Origin of the sequence: Streptomyces sp. NPDC006372, from assembly GCF_040612515.1 — a bacterium.
Taxonomy (GTDB): Bacteria; Actinomycetota; Actinomycetes; order Streptomycetales; family Streptomycetaceae; genus Streptomyces.
The window spans coordinates 835,651-858,179 of sequence record NZ_JBEXQJ010000001.1 but is presented as its reverse complement, the minus strand read 5'-3'; the positions used below and the strand labels follow the sequence as shown (position 1 = coordinate 858,179).

The window sequence follows — 22,529 nt, the reverse complement described above, 5'->3', positions numbered from 1 at the left end:
CGTGCTCAGGGAGACGTGGGCGATGCGTGGGCCGAAGTACTCAGATCCGCCGCAGTGCGAACCAGAGTTCCATGCGTACGTCCGGGTCGTCCAGGTCCGTCTCCAGCAGGGCCGCGCAGCGGGCGACGCGCTGCCGCACGGTGTTGCGGTGCACGGACAGGGCGACGGCGGTGCGGTCCCAACTGCCGTGCAGGGACAGCCAGGTGCGCAGGGTCTCGGTGAGGGCGGGGTGTGCCGTGACGGGGGAGAGGAGCGCCCGGGCGTGGGCCGCCGCCTCGTCGGGCGGGACCAGGTCGGCCAGGGCGGGGCGCGGGGCGTGCCGGAGCAGCGGGGTCCGGGTCGCGCGGGCCCGGGCCAGGGCGCGGGCCGCCTGGGTGTCGGCGGCGGGCCAGTCCTCCGGGGCCGCGGCGGCGCTGACGCCCAGGGTCCAGCCGGGCAGCGGGGCAGGTGCCCGGTCGGCCGGGACCAGGACCCGTACGACCTCGCCCGCCGGGTCGACCAGGGCGGAGCCGAGCGCGGCACCCAGCGCGGAGGCCGCGACGGCGTCCGGAGGGCCCTGTCCGTCGGGCCGGGCGTGCACGACGAGCCACCGCCGGCCGCCGAGCAGCGGCGCGACCTCCTCGGGCGGAGCCCCCAGCAGCAGCCGCACCAGCGCGGCGGAACGGGCGGCGCCGGTGCCGCTCTGCTGCTCCCCGGTGAGCAGGGACAGCAGCACGGCCGCGACGGAGGCGACGGTGTGGTCCCCCGGCGCACGCTCCGCCGCGGCGACCCCGAGCACGAACCCGTGCCCGGCGCCGAGGGCGTAGGCGGCGAGGTGGGTGCCGGCGACGGTGTCGGTGGCGGAAGTGGGGTGCGGAGACCCCCCGGGGCTCCCGCCCGTCGGCCGCACCACCCCCGCCAGCCCCGCCAGTGCCGAGGTCGCCTCCTCCCCGGGCTTTCGGCCCGCCCCCGCGACCTCCGCTCCCTCCGGTCCGTACAGCACCGCCCAGCCACCCAGGCGCTGGGCGAGCTGCCGGAGGACCGACGGGACCGGGTCGGGGCGGGAGGCGGCGGCGGTGAGGCTCTGCTGGGCCTCGGTGACGCGGCGGAGTTCGGCCAGGCGGGCCTGCGCCATCAGCTGCCAGACGGCGCGGGCCACACCCGAGAAGGTGGTCTGCGGCGGCACCTCCAGCAGCGGCAGACCGTGGGTCTCGCAGGCGGCGGCCAGCTCCTTCGGCACCGTGTCGTGCACCGGCGCCACACCGAAGCCGAGCGCCGCACCGCCCGCCGCCACGATCCTGGACACGTAGTCGTCGAAGTAGGCCCCTGCCCCCGCCCCCTCCGGGATGTGCACGCCCGCCGTGAGCAGCAGCTCCCCGCCCAGCAGATACGGATACGGGTCGGCCATCTCCGAGGTGTGCACCCAGTGGACGACGGCCGCGGGGTCGTCCGGGCCGGCGACCCGGCGCAGGGCCAGGTCCTCGCGGGCCAGCAGGGCGGCGAGCCGGACGGGAGGCGTGGGCGGGACGGCGGGATCCGGCATGGTGTGCGTTCCCTCCATACAGCACCGGCTCGAATGGATGAAACGTACACTTCGCAGTCGCTTTCCGGCCACCTAGGGTCAGTGCTCGTCAACCTCGTCTCCCGCCACCCCGCGTGTGCGAAGGAGGTCCTCATGGCCGTCGACTACCTCGTGATCGTCGCCTACCTGGCCGGAATGCTGGCCATGGGCTGGTGGGGCATGCGCCGCGCCCGCTCCAAGAGCGAGTTCCTCGTGGCCGGCCGCCGCCTCGGCCCGGCCATGTACTCCGGCACCATGGCGGCGATCGTCCTCGGCGGCGCCTCCACCATCGGCGGAGTGGGGCTGGGCTACCAGTACGGCCTGTCCGGTGCCTGGATGGTCTTCACCATCGGCCTCGGCCTGCTCGCCCTGTCCGTCTTCTTCTCCGCCCGCATCGCCCGGCTGAAGGTGTACACCGTCTCCGAGATGCTCGATCTGCGCTACGGCGGCCGGGCGGGTGTGATCTCCGGGGTCGTCATGTGGGCGTACACCCTCATGCTCGCGGTGACCTCGACCATCGCCTACGCCACGATCTTCGACGTCCTCTTCGACATCAACCGCACGCTCGCCATCGTCCTCGGCGGCTCGATCGTCGTCGCCTACTCGACGCTCGGCGGGATGTGGTCGATCACCCTGACGGACATGGTGCAGTTCGTCGTGAAGACCATCGGCGTGCTGCTCCTGCTGCTGCCGATCGCCGTCGTCAAGGCCGGCGGGTTCGGTGAGATGAAGGCCCGGCTGCCCACCGAGTACTTCGACCCGCTGGGCATCGGCGGCGAGACGATCTTCACCTACGTGCTGATCTACACCTTCGGCATGCTCATCGGTCAGGACATCTGGCAGCGCGTCTTCACCGCACGCGGCGACCGCACCGCCAAGTGGGGCGGGACCGTCGCCGGCACCTACTGCCTCGCGTACGCCCTCGCCGGTGCCGTCATCGGTACGGCGGCCAAGGTGCTGTACCCGAAGCTGAGCAGCCCGGACGACGCCTTCGCGACCATCGTGAAGGAGGAACTGCCCGTCGGGGTGCGGGGGTTGGTGCTGGCCGCGGCCCTGGCCGCCGTGATGTCGACCTCGTCCGGCGCGCTGATCGCCTGCGCCACCGTCGCCAACAACGACATCTGGTCCCGGCTGCGCGGGATCGTCGAGGCGCCGTCGGACGACCACGACGAGGTGAAGGGCAACCGGGTCTTCATCCTGCTCATGGGCCTCGCCGTCATCGGCACGGCCATCGCGATCGACAACGTCGTGGAGGCACTCACCGTGGCCTACAACCTCCTCGTCGGCGGGCTGCTCGTGCCGATCCTCGGCGGGCTGGTGTGGAAGCGGGGCACGGTGTACGGCGCGCTCGCCTCCGTCGTGGTCGGCGGACTCGCGGTCGTCGTGCTGATGGCGACGCACGGGATCCTCGCCAACGAGCCCGTCTACTACGGGCTGCTCGCCTCGCTCGCCGCCTACCTGGCCGTCTCCCTGGCCACCCCCGCCACCGACGCCGCCGTCCTCGCCGCCTGGCGCGAGCGGCTCGCGGGACGGTCCCCCGAACTCGCGTCCGAACCGGTCACGGCTCCCCGGTAAGGTCGTAAGGCAAGCAGTACATACGCGATGAAGCGTAGGAAAGAAGGCATTTCTTCATGAGCAGCAACGAGACTCCCCGCGGACCCGTCGACTCCTCCCGGGTCCCGCGGTACGCCGGACCCGCGACCTTCGCCCGGCTGCCCCGGCTCGACGAGGTCGGCGGACGAGCCGATGTCGCCGTGGTCGGCGTGCCGTTCGACTCGGGCGTCTCGTACCGGCCGGGCGCCCGCTTCGGCGGCAACGCGATCCGTGAGGCGTCCCGGCTGCTGCGCCCGTACAACCCGGCGCAGGACGCCTCGCCGTTCGCCCTCGCCCAGGTCGCGGACGGCGGCGACATCGCCGTCAACCCGTTCAACATCAACGAGGCCGTCGAGACCGTCGAGGCCGCCGCGGACGACCTCCTCGGCACCGGCGCCCGCCTGATGACCCTCGGCGGCGACCACACCATCGCGCTGCCGCTGCTGCGTTCGGTGGCGAAGAAGCACGGCCCGGTGGCCCTGCTGCACTTCGACGCCCACCTCGACACCTGGGACACCTACTTCGGCGCCGAGTACACGCACGGCACCCCGTTCCGGCGCGCGGTGGAGGAGGGCATCCTCGACACCTCCGCCCTGTCCCACGTCGGCACCCGCGGCCCGCTCTACGGCAAGCAGGACCTCACCGACGACGAGAAGATGGGCTTCGGCATCGTCACCTCGGCGGACGTCTACCGGCGCGGTGCCGACGAGGTCGCCGACCAGCTCCGCCAGCGCATCGGCGACCGGCCGCTGTACATCTCCATCGACATCGACTGCCTCGACCCGGCCCACGCCCCCGGCACCGGCACCCCCGAGGCCGGCGGCATGACCTCGCGCGAGCTGCTGGAGATCCTGCGCGGCCTGGCATCCTGCAACCTGGTGTCGGCCGACGTCGTCGAGGTGGCCCCCGCGTACGACCACGCGGAGATCACGTCGGTGGCGGCCTCCCACACCGCGTACGAACTGACCACGATCATGTCCCGCCAGATCGCCGCGGCCCGGAAGGACTCGGAAGCGAAGTGACTCACGACCACGACCTGGTGCTCCGCCCGACGCCCGCCCAGACGGAGGCCGCCCTGAACCCTCCCCCAGGCCGTAACGGCGGAGACCTGGTCGTGGAGACGCTGGCCGGGCTGGGCGCGACGACCGTGTTCGGGCTGCCCGGCCAGCACGCGCTCGGCATGTTCGACGCCCTGCGCCGCAGCGATCTGCGCTACATCGGCCTGCGGGTGGAGAACAACGCCGGGTTCGCGGCGGACGCCTACGGCCGGATCACCGGCGAGGCCGCGCCCCTGCTGCTGTCGACGGGGCCGGGCGCCCTGACCTCCCTGGCCGCTCTCCAGGAGGCGGCGGCGGCCTCCGCTCCCGTGCTGGCGATCAGCAGCCAGATCCCGACGGCGGGGCTCGGCGGCGGCCGGCACGGCTACCTTCATGAACTGCCCGATCAGGCGGCGTCGTTCCGGGGCGTGGTGAAGTCCGTCCACACGGTCCGCACCCAGTCCCAGATCCCCTCGGCGATCGAGGCGGCCTGGACGTCGGCGCTGACCGCCCCGCACGGCCCCGTGTGGGTGGAGATCCCGCAGGACGTGCTGCTCGCGCCGACGGCGATCCCGGTGGTGACGGGCGGCGACGCCTTCCCCGAGGAACTGCCGCCGCGCCCCGAACTGACCGCCGTCGCCGCCGACCTGCTCTCGAAGGCGGCCCGGCCGGCGATCATCGCGGGCGGGGGAGTGGTACGGGCGGACGCCTCGGGCAAGCTGAGGCAGCTGGCGGAGCTGCTCGCGGCCCCGGTCGTCACGACCCCCGGCGGCAAGGGCGCCTTCCCCTGGAAGCACCCCCTGTCGCTCCAGTCCTGGATCGAGGACCGGCACACCACGGACTTCCTGGAGGACGCCGACGTCCTCCTGGTGGTCGGCTCGGGACTCGGCGAACTCTCCTCGAACTACCACACGTTCAAGCCGCGCGGCCGGGTCGTCCAGATCGAGGCCGACCTCGGCAAACTGGAGTCCAACCACCCGGCCCTGGGCATCCACGCGGACGCCCGCCTCGCGTTGCAGGCCCTGCTGGAGACCGTGTCCGAACGACAGGACCCGGCAGCCCCCGAGCGCGTACGGGAGCTGCTCGCGAAGGTCACCGAGCGCATCGCCGCCCAGGAACTCACCCTGGAACAGGACGTCCTGGCGTCCGTGCGCAGGGCGCTGCCCGCAGACTCCCCGTCCTTCTGGGACATGACGATCCTCGCGTACTGGGCCTGGTCGGCCTTCGACGCCAAGGGCCCCAACCACATGCACTCCGCCCAGGGCGCGGGCGGCCTCGGCTACGCCTTCCCGGCGGCCCTCGGCGCGGCGGCCGCCGACCCGACCCGGCCGGTCCTCGCGGTCTCCGGCGACGGCGGCGCCCTGTACTCGATCGCCGAACTGGCGACGGCCCGCCAGTACGGCCTCGACGTCACCTGGCTGATCGTCGACGACGGCGGCTACGGCATCCTCCGCGAGTACATGAACGACGCGTTCGGCGAGGCGACGGCGACGGAACTGACCCGGCCGGACTACGTGGCCCTGGCGGAGTCCTTCGGGGTGCCCGGGGTGCGGACGACCCCGGAGAGCCTGGAGGGGGACCTCGCGAAGGCGCTTCGGACACCCGGGCCCTCGGTGGTCCTGCTCCCCGCCGTGCTGCGCATGTTCGCGCCGACGCACCTGGGCTGAGCGCGGCCGGCCGGCCGGGGTTCCGCGCTCCTCACATGGGCGGGGCCGGACGGGGCACCTGTGCTTCAGTCCACCAGCGAAGGGAGCCGATCATGGTAGTCGTCGCCGTCATCGCCGTGTGCGTGGTCCTGGCCGTCCTGGCCTTCCTCGTCCCCCGCCTGTCCCGCCATCCCGAACGCGGCACGCAACGTACGCTCGGTGCCGGCGCGCGGGCCGGTGGCAAGGCACCCGGGATACTGGGACGGCTCTTCAGCAAGCCCTTCCACACCAGTTCCCGCGCGGTGAGCCGCAGCGGTTCGGCAGGTCGCCGCACCCGCGGCCGCCTGCCCTTCTGAACGACGGTGCGGACGGAGCGGGGAGCCTGGTGATGAACGCCGAAGACGCGGACAGACTGCTGGACGGGCTGACCGTGGACGCCAGCCGGCCGGAGCGGCCGATCGTGCTGGACGGAGACGGGCGGCCCATCCGGACCTGGCGGGAGAACCATCCGTACGACCGCAAGGTGGGCCGCAAGGAGTACGAGCGGACCAAGCGCGTCCTGCAGATCGAGCTGCTCAAGCTCCAGCGGTGGGTCAAGGACACCGGCGCGCGCGTGGTCGTCGTGTGCGAGGGGCGGGACGCGGCGGGCAAGGGCGGCACGATCCAGCGGCTGACCGAGCGGCTCAACCCGCGCGGCGCCCGCGTGGTCGCCCTGGACAAGCCCACCGAACGCGAGGCGGGCCAGTGGTACTTCCAGCGGTACATCGAGCAACTGCCCACGGCCGGGGAGATCGTCCTGTTCGACCGCTCCTGGTACAACCGGGCCGGCGTGGAGCGGGTGATGGGGTTCTGCTCCAAGGACGAGTACGAGCTGTTCCTCGACCAGTGCCCGGCCTTCGAGCGGATGCTGGTCGACGACGGCATCCTGCTGGTGAAGTTCTGGTTCTCCGTGTCCCGCTCCGAGCAGCGCACGCGTTTCGCGATCCGGCAGGTCGACCCGGTGCGCCAGTGGAAGCTCTCGCCCACCGACCTGGCCTCGCTGGACCTCTGGGACGACTACACCGAGGCGAAGGTCGACATGTTCCGTGCCACGGACACCGCACACGCCCCCTGGACCGTCGTCAAGAGCAACGACAAGCGGCGTGCCCGGCTGGAGACGATGCGCAGTCTGCTGTCGCGCATCGACTACGCCAGCAAGGACCACGAGGCGGTCGGCACCCCCGACCCCCTCATCGTCGGCGCCGCCGACACCCTTCTGGAGCCCGGGGAGGAGGACACCACACTGTCACCCACTCCGCTGTCCCCCGGCGCGGACGGGCCCGGCAAGCATCCCGGGCCCGACTGACACTCCGACACTCAGGCACCGGCACTGGCGGGGCGGAAACAAGCCGTCACCGTCTTGCCGTGCTTCTGGCACCTCATCGCCCACTCGTCCGCGAGCGTCCGCACGATGGCCACGCCACGGCCGCCGACATCACCCGGCTCCGCCTCGCGCCCGCGCGGCAGCGTCGGGTCCTCGTCGTGGACGCTCACATGGAGGCAGTCACCGTCCCACGTGAGGACCAGGTGCGCGTCGCTGTGCGCATGGACGTGCGCATTGGTGATCAGCTCGGAAACGGCCAGCACGACGGCGTCCACCGTGTCGGGTTCGGCAGCGGCCCAGGGCAGGGACTCGAGCCGCTCGCGCGTCCACTGCCGACCGGCGCGCACGCCCTCGGACATACGGAAGGAGTGCGCCCACCCCATCGCTTTCACCGCCACCGCCCCGACCTCCCGTTTTCGACCACACAGCAGCTCGTACGCGAACCGGGTACCCGGCGCCCGCATCGACAGACCTGAGGGCGCCGGACCCGGACACGGCTAGAGGCCGTCGCGGACCATGGCGGCGACGATGTGGACGTGGCGGTCGGCCGCCGTGGTCGACCACTCGTTGTCGTAGTTCAGGCCGTAGGGCCAGAAGTGGCCGCCGCCGGTGGAGATCTTCGCCCCGGAGCCGTCGTACTGCTTGACGAGCGCGGTGGCCTGCGCCCCCGTCCAGGTGCCGCTGCCGCCGAGCCGGGACCAGCCCGAGCTGGTGCCCACGCCGAGGGTGTGGGCGGTCTCGTGCAGGGCCGTCCGCTCGTTCATGTAGCTGCGGTTGCTGCCGAAGCGGATGGTGCCGTTGATGTTGCCGTCAGCGGTGGGCACGCCCGGCTCGTACCGGACGGTGATGGTCTTGCCCAGGTCGCTGAGGTTGTTGTAGCGGGCCACCGCCGCGTTCATGGCCTTGGTGATGAGGTCGTAGGCCGTGCGCTGGTCCTCGGTGGGGTTGCTCGCGCGGACGAGGGACCAGGTGATGGTGGCCGCCGCGGCGCGGTCGCGGGCCGGGGCGGGTGCGGCGGTGGTCTGCGGGGTCGCGGCCTGGGCGACGCCGGGGCCGATCAGGAGCGCGGCCGTCAGGGTGGCTATGACTGCCTTGCGTGGGCTCATGGGGGATCCTCCTGTGGGGGTGGCCGTGACGCGTGGGGGCGAAACTTCGTACGGCGTTCGGGATCTCGGACATACGGAACCACTGACGGCGTCAGCTGTGGATGGGTCAACTCTGTTCACTGACAAGTCAGTTGGTGTGCTGTCGACCGCAAGTATCCCGATGGGACAGACGGCGTCAAGAGTTCCGGTTCCGGTTCAGCTGACGTCGGACGGGTCCAGGCGGTAGATCGTCGACTGGTTCGACTGGTTCGACTGTGACGAGGAGTTGGAGCCGGTGCTCTTGCTGTAGTCGCTCTCCTTCACCGCCGTGCCGTGCTTCTGCACCCACGCCGTGACCTCGGAGCTGACGGTGCTGCCGCCGCCGGGGCCGCCGCCCATGCCGCCACCGCCGAGCTGGATGTAGTGCAGTTCGCCGTTCTTCACGAGTTCCTCGAGCTTGGCGAGGGTCATCGCCTTGTCGCTGCCGGACCAGCCCCACATCGAGATGACGGGCTCCCCGCTGCTCAGGATGAGCTGGGCCGCGCTCTGCGAACTGGACACGGCCAGGAGCCACTCGGCGCCGTCCTGGTGCTTCTTGAGGTAGGCGACCAGTTCGCTGCTCGCGCCGCCCATCCCGCCGGGACCGCCCGTGCCGTCGCCCGTGCCGTTCGGGGACTTGCCGCCAGGAACCTGCCCGCTCTGCCCGCCGGACGGCGTCCCGCCTCCCGGGAAGCCACGGCCCGCCTGGGCGTTGCCACCCTGCTGTGTCCCCCCGCCGGGCATCCCGCCCGCGCCCGGCCCGTCCGAGCCCGCGCCCGGAAAGCCCCCGCCGTCACGACCCCCGCCCCCGGGCCCGCCGAAACCACTGCCCGTGGACGGCCCGGCGGTCGGGTTCGTCCCACCCATGCCACCGCCACCGCCCGACCCGGACGGCACCGACCAGGCATACGCCGCCGGCCCGGCCACCGCTGCGACGACCGCCGCAGCCACGGACACCGCGAGCAGCCGCAGCCGAAGCCCCGAGACGCCGGACCGGAAGACGAACAGCCCCACGAGGGCCAGCGCCATGACGACCAGGACCGAAGGCCACAGCCAGGTGTTCCAACCGGAGGCCCGCCGCAGCAGCACCGCGGCCCAGACGGCCGTGACGCCCAGCCCGAGGGGCAGCACCCACACCCACCGCGGGTCCGCCCGGAAGGCGCGCAGCAGCAGCACCCCGCCGCCTCCGCACAGCGCCGCGACGCCCGGGGCGAGCGCGGTCGTGTAGTACGGGTGCATCGTGCCCTCGGCCAGCGCGAACGTCAGGTAGTGCAGGACGGTCCAGCCGCCCCACAGCAGCAGCGCGGCCCGGGTGAGGTCGGTTCGCGGTGCGCGGCCGCACCGGACCAGGCCGCCCACGAGCGCGACACCCGCGAAGGGGATCAGCCAGGAGATCTGGCCGCCGAGGATGTCGTTGAACATCCGGCCGAGACCGGCGGTACCGGAGAAGCCGCCGCCTCCGCCGCCCCCGCCCCCGCCGTTGCCCTCGCCGCCGAAGATCCGGCCGAGGCCGTTGTAGCCCATGATCAGGTTCCAGGCGGTGCCGTCCGTCGAACCACCGATGTACGGCCGCGAGGAGGCCGGGACCAGCGACACGGCGGCCGCCCACCAGAAGCTGGAGACGGCCAGCATCACACCGGCGGCCACCAGGTTCACGACGCGCTTCACCGACGCGGGCTTCGCGGCGTACAGATACACCACGAACACGGCGGGCAGTGCGATGTACCCCTGGAGCATCTTGGTGTTGAAGGCGAGCCCGAAGCAGGCCGCCGAACCGAGCAGCGGCAGCAGCCGCCCGCTGCGCACCGCCCGCAGGCCGAGGGCCGCGCCCGACACCATCAGGAACACCAGGAGCGTGTCGGGGTTGTTGTCCCGGTTGATGGCGACCGTGATCGGGGTGAGGGCCAGGACGAGGGCGGCGACGGCCGCCGCCGCGTGCCCGAACACGCGCTTCACAGAGGCGTGCAGGACCCAGATCGTGGCCAGCGCGGCCCCGACCATCGGCGCCATCATCTGCCAGGTGCCGTAGCCGAACATCCGGCAGGACAGGCCCATGACCATCAGCGCGAGCGGCGGCTTGTCGACGGTGAGGAAGTTCCCGGCGTCCAACGAGCCGAAGAACCACGCCTTCCAGCTCTGCGTGCCGCTCAGCACGGCGGCGCTGTAGAAGCTGTTGAGGCCGGAGCCGGACAGGTTCCAGGAGTAGAGCACCGCGGCCAGGGCGAGGATCGCGAGCAGCGCGGGCAGTGACCAGCGCGGAACGGCGTCGGACCGGGGCGCGGCCGGAGGGGGCTCGGCGGTGCGGAGCTGGGTTTCGGTGGCAGATGTCACCCGAGCATGGTGGACAGCCCTGTTGGGTGGCCGCTGTGCCCAAGCTGGCCCGCGCCTGTGAAACGGCACAGCCCCCGGTAACGACTCGCACACGCCTTCGTCAACGCCTACAACCTTTGCCCCTCGTCGGTGAGTCAAGGGGTGCATGACTCCTGCCATATCCCGCCGCGCGAGAGTGCTGGCGGTGGCCGTGGGTACGGGCGTACTCGTGCCGCTCGTCGCCTCCGCCACGCCCGCCTCCGCCGCGCCGCCGGCCGTGACCTGTACGTCCAACAAGGCCGGCCTCGCCACCAAGCTGACGAAGGACATCACCGCCGCCCTCGCCACCCGCAAGGGCACCGTCGCCGTCGGCCTTTACGACCGCAGCACCAACACGACCTGCACCCTGCGCGCGAGTTCCGCCTACGACTCGGCCAGCGTCGTCAAGGTCACCGTCCTCGCCACGCTGCTGTGGGACGCGAAGAAGACGAACCGGTACCTCACCGACCGCGAGAACACCCTCGCCAAGGCCATGATCACCAAGTCGGACAACGCCGCGACCTCCACCCTGTGGAAGCAGCTCGGCATGACGAAGATCAAGGGCTTCCTCACCGCCGCCGGCATGACCCAGACCAAGCCCGGCGCGGACGGCTACTGGGGCCTGACCCAGATCACCGTCACCGACGAGCAGAAGCTGCTGAAGCTCCTCACCGCCAAGAACGCGGTCCTGAGCGACAACTCCCGCGCCTACGTCCTCAAGCTGATGGGCCAGGTCGTCTCGTCCCAGCGCTGGGGCACACCGTACGGAGTGCCCTCCGGAGTGACCGTGGCCGTCAAGAACGGCTGGCTGCAACGCTCCACGAACGGCTGGCGCGTGCACAGCGTCGGCGCGTTCAAGGGCGGCGGCCACGACTACGTGATGACCGTGCTCAGCCACGGCAACAGCACCATGAACTACGGCATCGCCACCATCCAGGCCGTGGCCAAGGTCATCCACAAGGACCTGGCCGCGAGCTGACCCTTCACCCCGCGGCCCCCCGTCACCCCGCGGGCCACCCTTCACCACGCGTCCTACCCGGCGTCACCGGCCCGCCCTACGGTGACGCCCATGCCCCTCAGAACCCACCTCGCCCTCCTCACGGCAGGCCTTGCGGCGGCAGGCTGTCTGACCGCCGCCGGCCCGGCCCGGGCGCAGACCTCACACGCCTGCTCGCCCACCGTCTCCATCGACCGCTACTCCGACGCGCTCGACAAGACGACGTACGAGAACACCGTCGTCGGCAACCTCTCCGCGCTCGCCCAGAACGGGGACGGCTCCCTGGCCGCCCTCTCCGACCGCTCGGCGCTGTTCCGCCTGGACGCGCGCACGCTGCGGCCCCGCGCGGTCACGCCGCTCACCGACGAAACCGGTACCGCGCTCGACTCCGAGGGCCTGGTCGTGGACCGCGACGGCACGTACCTCGTCACCTCCGAGACCGAGCCGTCCGTACGCCGCTACTCCCGCAGCGGCAGGCTCCTCGACCGCCTCCCGGTCCCGGACGACCTGCGCGTGACCCCCGCCGGCCGCGCCCGGCCCAACGGCACCTTCGAGGGCCTGACCCTGCTCCCGGGCGGCCGCACCCTGGTCGCCTCCATGGAGTACCCCGTCTCCGGTGACACCGCGGACACCGTCCGCTTCCAGACCTGGGAACGCCACCGGGGCCGTTTCCGGCTCGGCCCCCAGCACGCCTACCGCACGGACCCGGCCCTCGGCGTCTCCGAGATCCAGGCGACGCCGGACGGCCGCCTCCTGGTCCTGGAACGCGGCTTCACGGCGGGCGTGGGCAACACGGTCCGCCTCTACCTGACCGACCCGCGCGACACCACGAAGAAGACCCTCCTCACCGACCTCGCGACCTGCCCCTCCCTGGGAGCCACGGCCAAGCAGCCCCAGCCCAACCCCCTCCTCGACAACATCGAGGCCATGACGCTCACGGGCCGCGAGAAGAACACCCTCAAGGTCCTCCTCGCCAGCGACGACAACGAAAACCCAGCTCAGACGACCCGCTTCTACTACTTGCGGGTAAGGACAACGCCGCTTCTTTAGGGGCGCGGGGCTGTATCGATGTGCGGCTCCGCCGCGTGGGCGCGAGCAGCCACGACGGCGCCGCACCCGACCACGAACAGAAATTGTTACGGCGGGATGAAATCCACCCCCCCACCGCGTTGGTGCCTTTCGGCAGAGAAGGACGATCGAAGGGCACCGGCGTGGGTTCACAACGGGGATGGGCAGGCCGACTGTGGGGATACGCCTGGCGCCACCCCAGGGACGTCGTCCTCGCCCTCGCCTCCTCCCTCGCCGGCATGGCCGTCATGGCCCTCGTCCCCCTGGTCACCAAGGTGATCATCGACGACGTCATCAGTGACCACACCAGGGACATGACCACCTGGGCCGGCCTGCTCATCGCCGCCGCCCTGGTCGTCTACGTCCTCACCTACATCCGCCGCTACTACGGCGGCCGCCTCGCCCTCGACGTCCAGCACGACCTGCGGACGGCGATGTACGACACGATCACCCGCCTCGACGGCCGCCGCCAGGACGAACTGTCCACCGGCCAGGTCGTCGGCCGGGCCACCAGCGACCTCCAGCTGATCCAGGGCCTGCTCTTCATGCTCCCGATGACCATCGGGAACATCCTGCTGTTCGTGATCTCCCTGGTGATCATGGCGTCGCTGTCGTGGCCGCTCACCCTCGTCGCCGTGGCCGTCGCCCCCGCCCTGGCCTGGATCGCCAAGCGCAGCCGCACCCGGCTGCACCCCTCCACCTGGTACGCCCAGGCCCAGGCCGCCGCCGTCGCCGGTGTGGTCGACGGCTCGGTCAGCGGGGTCCGGGTGGTGAAGGGCTTCGGGCAGGAGGAGCAGGAGACCGGCAAGCTCCGGGACGTCAGCCGCAGGCTCTTCGCCGGACGGCTCCGCACCATCCGCCTGAACTCGGTCTACACCCCGGCCCTGCAGGCCGTCCCCGCCCTGGGCCAGGTCGCGATGCTGGCGCTGGGCGGCTGGCTGGCGGTACGCGGGCACATCACGCTCGGCACGTTCGTCGCGTTCTCGACGTACCTCGCGCAGCTCGTCGGACCGGTCCGCATGCTCGCCATGGTCCTCACCGTCGGCCAGCAGGCCCGCGCCGGCACCGAGCGCGTGCTGGAGCTGATCGACACCGAGCCCTCGTTCCAGGACGGCCACAAGGAGCTCCCCGCCGACGCCCCCGCGACCGTCGAGTTCGACGACGTCGCCTTCGGCTACGACGGTGCCCACGGCACGAGCAGCCCCGTCCTCGACGGGCTCTCCTTCGAGATCCGCCCCGGCGAGACCCTCGCCGTCGTCGGCTCCTCCGGCTCCGGCAAGTCCACGGTCTCCCTGCTCCTGCCGCGCTTCTACGACGTCACCCGCGGTGCCGTCCTCGTCGGCGGCCACGACGTGCGGGAGCTGTCCCTGGAGTCGCTGCGGGCGGCCATCGGCCTGGTCCCGGAGGACTCCTTCCTCTTCTCCGACACGGTCCGCAACAACATCGCCTACGGCCGCCCCGACGCCACCCAGGAGGAGATCGAGAAGGCCGCCCGCGCCGCTCAGGCGGACCGTTTCATCAAGGAACTCCCCGAGGGCTACGACACCACCGTCGGCGAGCACGGCCTCACCCTCTCCGGCGGCCAGCGCCAGCGTGTCGCCCTGGCCCGCGCGATCCTCAGCGACCCGCGTCTGCTGGTCCTGGACGACGCCACGTCCGCCGTGGACGCCAGGGTCGAGCACGAGATCCACGAGGCCCTCAAGGGCGTCATGGAGGGCCGCACCACCCTGCTGATCGCCCACCGCCGCTCCACCCTGAACCTCGCCGACCGCATCGCCGTGCTGGACGGCGGCCGGCTGGCCGACATCGGCACCCACGACGAGCTCCAGCGGCGCTCCGCCCTGTACCGGCGGCTGCTCACCGACCCCGACGAGCTGGGCGCGGTCTCCCCGGGCCACACCCAGCCGGCCTGTCCCCAGGAGGACACCTCGGTACGGGAGGAGCTGGACGCCGAGTTCGACGCCGAGCGCGGAGTCACGCCGCGGCTGTGGACCGGTGACCGCGAGCGCGAGGACACCGCGCTGGCCGAGAGTCCCGCCACGCCCGAGCTGCTCGCCCAGGTCGAGGCGCTGCCCCCGGCCACCGACGTGCCCGACGTGGACGAGAGGCGGGCCGTCCAGCCGGAGGAGTCCTACGGCCTGCGCCGGCTGCTGCGCGGCTTCGGGCTGCCGCTGCTGGTCAGCCTCCTCCTGGTCGCCGTCGACGCGGGCATGGGCCTGCTGCTGCCGATCATGATCCGGCACGGCATCGACTCCGGCGTGACGAAGATCGCGCTCGGCGCCGTGTGGGCGGCGTCCCTGCTCGCGCTGCTGACGGTGGTGGTGCAGTGGGCGGCCCAGATCGGCGAGACCCGCATGACCGGGCGGACGGGCGAGCGGGTGCTCTACTCGCTCCGGCTGAAGATCTTCGCCCAGCTCCAGCGCCTCGGGCTCGACTACTACGAGCGGGAGCTGACCGGCCGGATCATGACCCGGATGACGACCGACGTCGACGCGCTGTCGACGTTCCTCCAGACGGGCCTGGTCACGGCCTTCGTCTCGGTGGTCACCTTCTTCGGCATCATGGTCGCGCTGCTGGTGCTCGACGTACAGCTCGCCCTGGTCGTCTTCGCGACGCTGCCGCCGCTGATCGTCGCCACGTTCTTCTTCCGCCGGGCGAGCGTGAAGGCGTACGAGCTGGCCCGTGAGCGCGTGTCGGTGGTCAACGCGGACCTCCAGGAGTCGGTGTCGGGGCTGCGGATCGTGCAGGCCTTCCGGCGTGAGCGGGACGGCGGGCGGCGGTTCGCCGGACGCAGCGAGAGCTACCGGCAGGCGCGCATCCGGGGCCAGTGGCTGATCTCGGTGTACTTCCCCTTCGTGCAGTTCCTGTCGTCGGTGGCCGCGGCGGCCGTGCTGATCGTGGGCGGGGCGCGGGTCGACGACGGGACGCTGGCGATCGGCTCCCTGGTGGCGTACCTGCTCTACATCGACCTGTTCTTCGCTCCCGTGCAGCAGCTCTCCCAGGTCTTCGACGGCTACCAGCAGGCGACGGTGTCCCTGGGCCGCATCCAGGAGCTGCTCCGGGAGCCGACGTCGACGAAGTCCGCCGAGGAACCCCTCGACGTGCCGTCCCTGCGCGGGGACATCGCCTTCGAGGACGTGCACTTCGCGTACGGAGACGACGAGGAGGCCCTGGGCGGGGTCGACCTGCGCATCCCCGCCGGGCAGACCGTCGCCTTCGTCGGTGAGACCGGCGCCGGGAAGTCGACCCTCGTCAAGCTCGTGGCCCGCTTCTACGACCCGACCAGCGGCCGGGTCACGGTCGACGGCACCGATCTGCGGGCCCTGGACCTCACCTCGTACCGGCACCGTCTGGGGGTCGTCCCGCAGGAGGCGTACCTCTTCCAGGGCACCGTCCGCGACGCCATCGCCTACGGCCGCCCGGACGCCACCGACGCCGAGGTCGAGGCGGCGGCCCGGGCGGTCGGCGCCCACGAGATGATCGCCACGCTGGAAGGCGGCTATCTCCACGAGGTCGCCGAGCGCGGACGCAACCTCTCCGCCGGGCAGCGGCAGCTGATCGCCCTGGCCCGTGCCGAGCTGGTCGACCCCGACGTACTGCTGCTCGACGAGGCGACGGCCGCGCTGGACCTGGCCACGGAGGCCCAGGTCAACCAGGCCACCGACCGCCTCGCGGGCCGCCGCACCACGCTGGTCGTCGCACACCGGCTGACCACGGCCGCCCGGGCGGACCGGGTCGTCGTGATGGACCAGGGCCGGGTCGCCGAGGACGGCACGCACGAGGAACTGCTCGCGCGCGGCGGGCGCTACGCCGAGCTGTGGCGGACGTTCATCGGCGCCCCCGAGCCGGAGGAGCCGGTCGGCGCCTCCCGCTGACAGTGGACGCGGTGCGGACCGTGACGCAGGGGACAGTCGTGCAACCGTGCGACATACGCCTTGCGTCCGTACATCAGTACGCCGATGGACGCGGACGACGCGGTACGGGAGGACGACAGTGGACAGTGGAGCGATACGCCGGCGGCTCGCGCTCGGCCTGGCCGTGCTGACCGCCTCCGGCTTGCTGGCGGTCGCCGCACCGGGCGAGGCGCAGGCCGCCACCGCCGCACCCTGCCCCGGCCGCAAGGTCCGCACCCTGCCGTTCTCCACCGGCACCGTGCTCGTCTACAAGCGCGGCGGCTACGTCTGCGCCGTCACGCTCCCCAAGCGGCCCGGCGTGAAGCGGACGATGAAGGTGAGCGTGCAGGCGCGCGGCAACCGCCCGGTCGTCGACGAGGGCAAGTACGCCTACCTCGCGGGCCCGGTGACGGTGCACGCCGGACGCCGCTGCGTATGGCTGAAGGGCAAGGTGGGCCGGGGGACGTTCAGCTCCGGCTGGACCCTCTGCTGAAGCCGTGCCCGCGCACAGGGTTTTCCCTATGTCCCCTGGTGCTCCGGTGAGTTGGTCCGCTAGCTTCCGGCGCACATCTGTCTCACAGGGGAGTGCGCATGCGCAAGGCGCTCAGATGGCTGCTGGCGCTCACGGTGCTCATAGGCACACTGGGCACGGCGACAGCGGCCACCGCCGCCGAGCCGGGGGCCACCGGCACCGACAGCACCACTGACATCAAGGAGAGACTGCTCTCCATACCGGGCATGAGCCTGGTGGAGGAGAAGCCGTACACCGGTTACCGCTTCTTCGTCCTGAACTACACGCAGCCGGTCGACCACCACGATCCGTCCAAGGGCACCTTCCAGCAGCGCATCACCGTGCTGCACAAGGACGTCTCGCGACCGACGGTCTTCTTCACCAGCGGCTACAACGTCTCCACGACGCCCCGCCGCAGCGAGCCGGCCCAGATCGTGGACGGCAACCAGGTCTCCCTGGAGTACCGCTTCTTCACCCCGTCCCGGCCCGCCCCGGCCGACTGGTCCAAGCTGGACATCTGGCAGGCCGCCAGCGACCAGCACCGGGTCTTCAAGGCCCTGAAGAGCGTCTACGCCAAGAACTGGATCTCCACGGGCGGTTCGAAGGGCGGCATGACCGCCACCTACTACGAGCGTTTCTACCCGCGCGACATGGACGGCGTCGTCGCCTACGTCGCCCCCAACGACGTGGTGAACAAGGAGGACTCGGCCTACGACCGCTTCTTCGCCCGCGTCGGCACCAAGGAGTGCCGCGACCGGCTCAACGCCGTGCAGCGCGAGGCGCTGGTGCGCCGCGAGCCGCTGGAGAAGAAGTACGCGGCCTACGCCGAGGAGAACGGCCTCACCTTCACGACCATCGGCAGCCTGGACAAGGCCTACGAGGCGACCGTCCTCGACTACGTGTGGGGCTACTGGCAGTACAGCCTGCTGAAGGACTGCGACCAGATCCCGGCCGACGCGAAGAACGCCACCGACGACGAGATCTGGACTTCCGTCGACACCATCTCCGGCTTCTCCGCCTACGCCGACCAGGGCCTGACGACCTACACGCCGTACTACTACCAGGCCGGCACCCAGCTCGGCGCGCCGACCATCCACTTCCCGCACATCGAGAAGCAGTACGTCCGCTACGGCTACCAGCCGCCCCGGAACTTCGTCCCGCGGGACATCCCCATGAGGTTCCAGCCGTCGGCCATGCGGGACGTCGACACCTGGGTCCGGCACAACGCCCGGCAGATGCTGTTCGTCTACGGCCAGAACGACCCGTGGGGCGCGGAGCCGTTCCGCGTCGGCAAGGGCGCGAAGGACTCCTACGTCATGACCGCCCCCGGCATGAACCACGGGGCCAACGTCGCGGGACTCGTGCCCGAGCAGAAGGCCCTCGCCACCGCCCGCATCCTCGACTGGGCCGGCGTCGCGTCCAGCGCGGTGCAGTCCGACCCCGAGGCGGCGAAGCCGCTCGCGAAGTTCGACGCCAAGCTGGACAAGCGTGACGTGCAGCGGGAGATGACGCTGCGTCCGTAGCCCGAACGTGTGCCGCGCCCGGCCGTCGCTCACAGCGGCCGGGCGCATCCCACGGGCCGGTCGCCGCCGAGCCGGACGTACAGGACCGTCGAAGCGGGGCAGTCGGCGCGGGTGGCGACGGCCCGGGTCACCTCGTACTCCGGCTCGTGTTCGCCCTCCCCGTCGCACGCCGTCTCGCGGACCTGCCCGTCGCCGGAACCGTAGACGCAGTCGCCGACGACGGTACGGGGGCCGCCCCCGCCGCCCGGGTCCCCGGGGTGCGGTGGCTGGAGGTTGCGCATGCAGGCGTAGCCCCGCGGCACCGCCCCGTCGCCGTCCTCGTCGGACGCGGGCCGCTGCTCGCTGATGTGCAGCACGAAGTCCGTGGTCGCCGGGCAGCGCGGCCCGTCCCGCACGGCGCCGTCGTGCCGGGCCACCACCCGGGCCGCGGCCCGCTCACCGGTGCACGACACCTCGGTGAAGCTCGTCGTCCCGAACGAACTGCACTCGCCGACCGCGAGGAACACCGCCCCGTACCCGGAGGGCCGGGTCGCCGTCGGTGCGGCGCCGGCGGTCGTCGGGCCCGGCGCGGCCTCGCCCAGCCGGCCGTCCTCCGCGACGCCCGCCGAGGGGCTCTGGCATCCGGTCAGCAGTGCGCCGAGCAGCACCAGCAGCCCACACATGACCCCCGCCGAACTTCTCGTGCGCATCGCCGTCCCTCTGAGTGCCCTGGCCCAGCGTGGCCCGCGGCGGCGGGCGCACGCCAGGCACATGGGACGGTTTGCGCACGTTGGGGGTGGTGCGCCCGGTCCGCGACGTACGTCTAGTACGACAGCCCGTGGCCGATCGGGTACAGCACCTGCGCGGGATCATCCGCCCGCTGCACGGGCACCGGCAGTTTCCCGCGCGGTTCCACCCGCCCCGCGATCACCCGCGCGGCGGCCTCCAGTTCGACGTCGGTCCAGGAGTACGTGGCCAGACAGGCCGGGACGGAGGTCAGCTGTGCCACGTCGTATGGGTTGCGGACGGCGACCGCCACGACCGGCCGGCCGGTCGCCACGAGCTGCTCCACCAGCGTCTTCTGGCTGCTGCTCGCGGTCACGTTGTACGTGGCGGCCACCACCGCGTCCGCGTCCCGCGCCGCCGCGACCGCCCGGGCGATCGTCGCCGCCGAGGGCGCCGTACCGGTCGACAGGGCGGTGGCGGTGAAGCCGAGCCCGGTCAAGGCGGCGGCGAGCACACCGGTCGGCGGTCCGGTGGTCCCCGACGGCGAGGCCGGATCCGCCCCGACCACCAGTACCTTGGGGTGCCGGCGCCGGGACAGCGGCAGCAGCCGTCCCTCGTTGACCAGCAGGGTGGTGGTCCGCTCGGCGATCCGGTCGGCCGTCTTCAGATGGGCGCGGGTGCCGACGTTCCGGTCGACCCCGCCCTGACTGACGTACGGCGCGCGGAACAAGCCGAGCTTCGCCTTCAGCCGCAGGATCCGCAGGATCGATTCATCCAGCCGGGCCTCGGTCAGCTCCCCCTTGCGTACGGCGGTGCGGACCGCGTTCCAGGCGAGGTCCAGGTCGGGCGGGTTGAGGAGCTGGTCCACGCCCGCCCTGAGCGCCAGCACCGGCACCCGTGCGTCGCCGTACTTGGTCCGTACGCCCTCCATGCCGAGCGAGTCGGTCACCACGACACCGTCGTAGCCGAGCCGTTCGCGCAGGATGCCGGTGAGGATGGGGCGGGAGAGGGTGGCCGGGTCGCCGGAGCCGTCGAGGGCCGGGACCATCAGGTGCGCGGTCATGATCGAGTCGATGCCCGCGGCGATCGCCGCACGGAACGGCGGTGCGTCGAGCTTCTCCCACAGCTCGCGGCTGTGCGTGATGGTGGGGAAGCCGGTGTGGCTGTCGACGTTGGTGTCCCCGTGCCCGGGGAAGTGCTTGGCGGTCGCGGCGACCCCCGACCCCTGGTACCCGGCGACCTCTGCGGCCACCAGCGCGGCCACGGCCCGCGGGTCGGCACCGAACGACCGTACGCCGATGACCGGGTTGGCCGGGTTGACGTTCACGTCGGCCACGGGGGAGTAGTCCTGACGGATGCCCATCGCGCGCAACTCGGCGCCCGCGATCCGGCCGAGGGCGCGCGCATCGGCCCTCGACCCGCCCGCGCCGACGGCCATCGCCCCCGGGAAGAGCGTCGCGGGCCTGCCCACCCGGGCCACTATGCCGTGCTCCTGGTCGGTGGAGATGAGCACGGGCAGCCCGCGCGGCAGCTCCAGGGACGCCTTCTGGATGCCGTTGGACAGCCCGGCGATCTGGTGCGGCTCGCGGGTGTTGTGCGCCCAGGCGAAGTAGATGATGCCGCCGACCCGGTACTTCGCGACGAGCTCGGCGGCCGTACGGACCCCGATCTCCTTCAGGTTGGCCTCGATGTCGGCCTGGTCGGGGCTGGTGGCGGAGTGGCCGTAGACCCGCATCACGAAGAGCTGGCCGACCTTCTCCTCCAGCGTCATGCGCGAGACGAGGGCACGCAGCCGCCTGTCGTCCGGGGCGTCGGCGGCGTTCGCGGGCCCGGCTGCCACGAGGGCGGTGGTGACGCCGGCCGTGGCGGCGAGGACGGTACGTCTGGAGGGCTGTGCGGTGCTTCCCGTGCTTCCCGTGCCGGTGTCGTGCACGTGCGCTCCTTCCGGAGGTGATCCGCTCGGATCCGCTGAAGGAAACTTCCAGGAGGTCACCAATAACCGGGAAGTTTCTGCCAGTCAAGGGAACGCACACTAACCGCACGGGGGCCGCCACCGGCGCGAGGAGAGGGGGACGCGCCGATGGCGGCGGGTGCCGCCGGCCGCGGTACGGCGGAGAGGGTGGTCAGCGATCGCAGCCAGCAGCGAGGGCCGACACCGCACCGAGGTGACTCTCCGGCAGCCTGCGCATTGGACGGCCGGGATCCGCCCCGGGTTCCCGGCTCACGCCGGATTTCCGCAAGTCGGTACGGGGGGTGCTCCGGGGGCCGACGGGCCCTGTGAGCCGACCCTTTCGGCCATCGTGGCCCGGACGCGGCGCTGCCCCGCCCCCAAGTCACCGGGGCGGGGCAGCGGGTCCGCTTCAGTGCCGCGTCACAGGGCGTGCTCGACGAAGCGTGCCGCAGTCTCCGCCAGCACCTCCCGCCCGTCCCGCGCCCACAACCCGTCGTTGAACAGCTCGACCTCGATGGCGCCGGTGTAGCCGGCCGCCTCCACGTACGCCTTCCACTCCCGCATGTCGATCGAGCCGTCGCCGATCTGGCCACGGCCGGTCAGCACGCCCTCCGGGAGGGGCGTCGTCCAGTCGGCGAGCTGGAAGGTGTGGATACGGCCGCCCGCACCCGCCCGGGCGATCTGCGCGGGAGCCGTGTCGTCCCACCAGATGTGGTACGTGTCGACGGTGACGCCGACCTGGTGGGCCGGGAAGCGTTCGGCCAGGTCCAGGGCCTGGGCCAGGGTCGACACCACGCAGCGGTCGGAGGCGTACATCGGGTGCAGCGGCTCGATGGCCAGACGTACGCCGTGCCGCTCGGCGTAGGGGCCGAGTTCCGCCAGGGCGTCCGCGATGCGCTCCCGGGCGCCGTGCAGGTCCTTGGAGCCCGCCGGGAGACCGCCCGAGACCAGGACCAGGGTGTCCGTGCCGAGCGCCGCCGCCTCGTCGATCGCCCGCCGGTTGTCGGCCAGCGCCTCGGCACGCTCCTGCGGGGCGATCGCCGTGAGGAAGCCGCCCCGGCACAACGTTGTCACCGTGAGCCCCGCGTCCCGCACCAGCTTCGCCGTGGCCTCCAGGCCGTACGACTGGACCGGCTCGCGCCACAGGCCGACGTTGTGGATGCCCAGCCGGCCGCACTCCGCCACCAGTTCGGGCAGCGACAGCTGCTTCACCGTCATCTGGTTGATGG

General features: G+C 72.0%; 17 protein-coding genes. 10 read left to right on the top strand and 7 right to left on the bottom strand.

Annotation, left to right across the window (positions count from 1 at the left end):
- Window positions 1-40 precede the first annotated feature (40 nt).
- Window positions 41-1,522, bottom strand: coding sequence for a PucR family transcriptional regulator ligand-binding domain-containing protein (locus tag ABZ016_RS03790; protein ID WP_356914904.1), 1,482 nt, complete (start codon window positions 1,520-1,522; stop codon window positions 41-43).
- A 132-nt stretch (window positions 1,523-1,654) separates the two neighbouring features.
- Here ABZ016_RS03790 and ABZ016_RS03785 point away from each other — a divergent pair, with 132 nt between their 5' ends.
- From ABZ016_RS03785 to ppk2, 5 genes are all read left to right on the top strand, one after another.
- Window positions 1,655-3,115, top strand: a complete 1,461-nt coding sequence (locus ABZ016_RS03785; RefSeq protein ID WP_356914903.1) for a sodium:solute symporter — start codon at window positions 1,655-1,657, stop codon at window positions 3,113-3,115.
- A gap of 56 nt (window positions 3,116-3,171) precedes the next feature.
- On the top strand, window positions 3,172-4,155 hold the full coding sequence (gene speB / locus ABZ016_RS03780) for an agmatinase (protein WP_003990417.1): 984 nt from the start codon (window positions 3,172-3,174) through the stop codon (window positions 4,153-4,155).
- On the top strand, window positions 4,152-5,837 hold the full coding sequence (locus tag ABZ016_RS03775; protein WP_356914902.1) for a thiamine pyrophosphate-binding protein: 1,686 nt from the start codon (window positions 4,152-4,154) through the stop codon (window positions 5,835-5,837). The genes speB and ABZ016_RS03775 overlap by 4 nt, the downstream gene beginning before the upstream one ends.
- A gap of 92 nt (window positions 5,838-5,929) precedes the next feature.
- Window positions 5,930-6,172 (top strand): DUF6411 family protein, encoded by a 243-nt coding sequence (locus ABZ016_RS03770; protein ID WP_356914901.1) that lies wholly within the window; start codon window positions 5,930-5,932, stop codon window positions 6,170-6,172.
- Window positions 6,173-6,204: 32 nt separating this feature from the next.
- Window positions 6,205-7,161 (top strand): polyphosphate kinase 2, encoded by a 957-nt coding sequence (gene ppk2 / locus ABZ016_RS03765; protein WP_356914900.1) that lies wholly within the window; start codon window positions 6,205-6,207, stop codon window positions 7,159-7,161.
- An 11-nt stretch (window positions 7,162-7,172) separates the two neighbouring features.
- On the opposite strand, the gene ABZ016_RS03760 is transcribed toward ppk2, so the two are convergent.
- From ABZ016_RS03760 to ABZ016_RS03750, 3 genes are all read right to left on the bottom strand, one after another.
- A complete protein-coding gene (locus tag ABZ016_RS03760; protein WP_356914899.1) occupies window positions 7,173-7,577 on the bottom strand; it encodes an ATP-binding protein in 405 nt (134 codons plus the stop codon).
- Window positions 7,578-7,676: 99 nt separating this feature from the next.
- On the bottom strand, window positions 7,677-8,285 hold the full coding sequence (locus ABZ016_RS03755; RefSeq protein ID WP_356914898.1) for a hypothetical protein: 609 nt from the start codon (window positions 8,283-8,285) through the stop codon (window positions 7,677-7,679).
- A 195-nt stretch (window positions 8,286-8,480) separates the two neighbouring features.
- Complete coding sequence (locus ABZ016_RS03750; RefSeq protein ID WP_356914897.1) at window positions 8,481-10,634, bottom strand: glycosyltransferase family 39 protein; 2,154 nt, start codon at window positions 10,632-10,634, stop codon at window positions 8,481-8,483.
- Window positions 10,635-10,779: 145 nt separating this feature from the next.
- Between ABZ016_RS03750 and ABZ016_RS03745 the strand changes: the two genes are divergently transcribed.
- The 5 genes from ABZ016_RS03745 (at window position 10,780) to ABZ016_RS03725 (ending at window position 18,644) form a co-directional block, all read left to right on the top strand.
- On the top strand, window positions 10,780-11,631 hold the full coding sequence (locus tag ABZ016_RS03745) for a serine hydrolase (protein WP_356914896.1): 852 nt from the start codon (window positions 10,780-10,782) through the stop codon (window positions 11,629-11,631).
- Between the two features lie 90 nt (window positions 11,632-11,721).
- Window positions 11,722-12,699: an esterase-like activity of phytase family protein gene (locus ABZ016_RS03740; RefSeq protein WP_356914895.1), complete on the top strand. Its 978-nt coding sequence runs from the start codon at window positions 11,722-11,724 to the stop codon at window positions 12,697-12,699.
- Window positions 12,700-12,860: 161 nt separating this feature from the next.
- The gene (locus ABZ016_RS03735) at window positions 12,861-16,592 is read left to right on the top strand and encodes an ABC transporter ATP-binding protein (RefSeq protein WP_356914894.1); all 3,732 of its coding nucleotides are present in this window, start codon (window positions 12,861-12,863) and stop codon (window positions 16,590-16,592) included.
- Between the two features lie 118 nt (window positions 16,593-16,710).
- Window positions 16,711-17,103 carry a hypothetical protein gene (locus ABZ016_RS03730; protein WP_356914893.1) on the top strand — a complete coding sequence of 131 codons (393 nt, stop codon included), beginning with the start codon at window positions 16,711-16,713 and terminating at the stop codon, window positions 17,101-17,103.
- A gap of 98 nt (window positions 17,104-17,201) precedes the next feature.
- On the top strand, window positions 17,202-18,644 hold the full coding sequence (locus tag ABZ016_RS03725; protein ID WP_356914892.1) for a S28 family serine protease: 1,443 nt from the start codon (window positions 17,202-17,204) through the stop codon (window positions 18,642-18,644).
- Between the two features lie 29 nt (window positions 18,645-18,673).
- Here ABZ016_RS03725 and ABZ016_RS03720 read toward each other — a convergent pair whose 3' ends face one another.
- The 3 genes from ABZ016_RS03720 to ABZ016_RS03710 all read right to left on the bottom strand — a co-directional run bounded on the left by ABZ016_RS03720 (window position 18,674) and on the right by ABZ016_RS03710 (window position 22,518).
- Window positions 18,674-19,333 carry a hypothetical protein gene (locus tag ABZ016_RS03720; RefSeq protein ID WP_356914891.1) on the bottom strand — a complete coding sequence of 220 codons (660 nt, stop codon included), beginning with the start codon at window positions 19,331-19,333 and terminating at the stop codon, window positions 18,674-18,676.
- A gap of 113 nt (window positions 19,334-19,446) precedes the next feature.
- Window positions 19,447-21,282 (bottom strand): glycoside hydrolase family 3 protein, encoded by a 1,836-nt coding sequence (locus ABZ016_RS03715; RefSeq protein WP_356914890.1) that lies wholly within the window; start codon window positions 21,280-21,282, stop codon window positions 19,447-19,449.
- 438 nt (window positions 21,283-21,720) lie between these two features.
- Window positions 21,721-22,518 carry a sugar phosphate isomerase/epimerase family protein gene (locus tag ABZ016_RS03710; protein WP_356915049.1) on the bottom strand — a complete coding sequence of 266 codons (798 nt, stop codon included), beginning with the start codon at window positions 22,516-22,518 and terminating at the stop codon, window positions 21,721-21,723.
- Window positions 22,519-22,529: the final 11 nt, after the last annotated feature.

Excerpts from the sequence above, each read along its gene's own strand:
- ABZ016_RS03725 (WP_356914892.1), top strand. The coding sequence starts at position 17,202 with ATGCGCAAGGCGCTCAGATGGCTGCTGGCGCTCACGGTGCTCATAGGC.
- ABZ016_RS03770 (WP_356914901.1), top strand. The coding sequence starts at position 5,930 with ATGGTAGTCGTCGCCGTCATCGCCGTGTGCGTGGTCCTGGCCGTCCTG.
- ppk2 (WP_356914900.1), top strand. The coding sequence starts at position 6,205 with ATGAACGCCGAAGACGCGGACAGACTGCTGGACGGGCTGACCGTGGAC.
- speB (WP_003990417.1), top strand. The coding sequence starts at position 3,172 with ATGAGCAGCAACGAGACTCCCCGCGGACCCGTCGACTCCTCCCGGGTC.
- ABZ016_RS03755 (WP_356914898.1), bottom strand. The coding sequence starts at position 8,285 with ATGAGCCCACGCAAGGCAGTCATAGCCACCCTGACGGCCGCGCTCCTG.
- ABZ016_RS03745 (WP_356914896.1), top strand. The coding sequence starts at position 10,780 with ATGACTCCTGCCATATCCCGCCGCGCGAGAGTGCTGGCGGTGGCCGTG.
- ABZ016_RS03790 (WP_356914904.1), bottom strand. The coding sequence starts at position 1,522 with ATGCCGGATCCCGCCGTCCCGCCCACGCCTCCCGTCCGGCTCGCCGCC.
- ABZ016_RS03785 (WP_356914903.1), top strand. The coding sequence starts at position 1,655 with ATGGCCGTCGACTACCTCGTGATCGTCGCCTACCTGGCCGGAATGCTG.
- ABZ016_RS03740 (WP_356914895.1), top strand. The coding sequence starts at position 11,722 with ATGCCCCTCAGAACCCACCTCGCCCTCCTCACGGCAGGCCTTGCGGCG.
- ABZ016_RS03710 (WP_356915049.1), bottom strand. The coding sequence starts at position 22,518 with ATGACGGTGAAGCAGCTGTCGCTGCCCGAACTGGTGGCGGAGTGCGGC.
- ABZ016_RS03720 (WP_356914891.1), bottom strand. The coding sequence starts at position 19,333 with ATGCGCACGAGAAGTTCGGCGGGGGTCATGTGTGGGCTGCTGGTGCTG.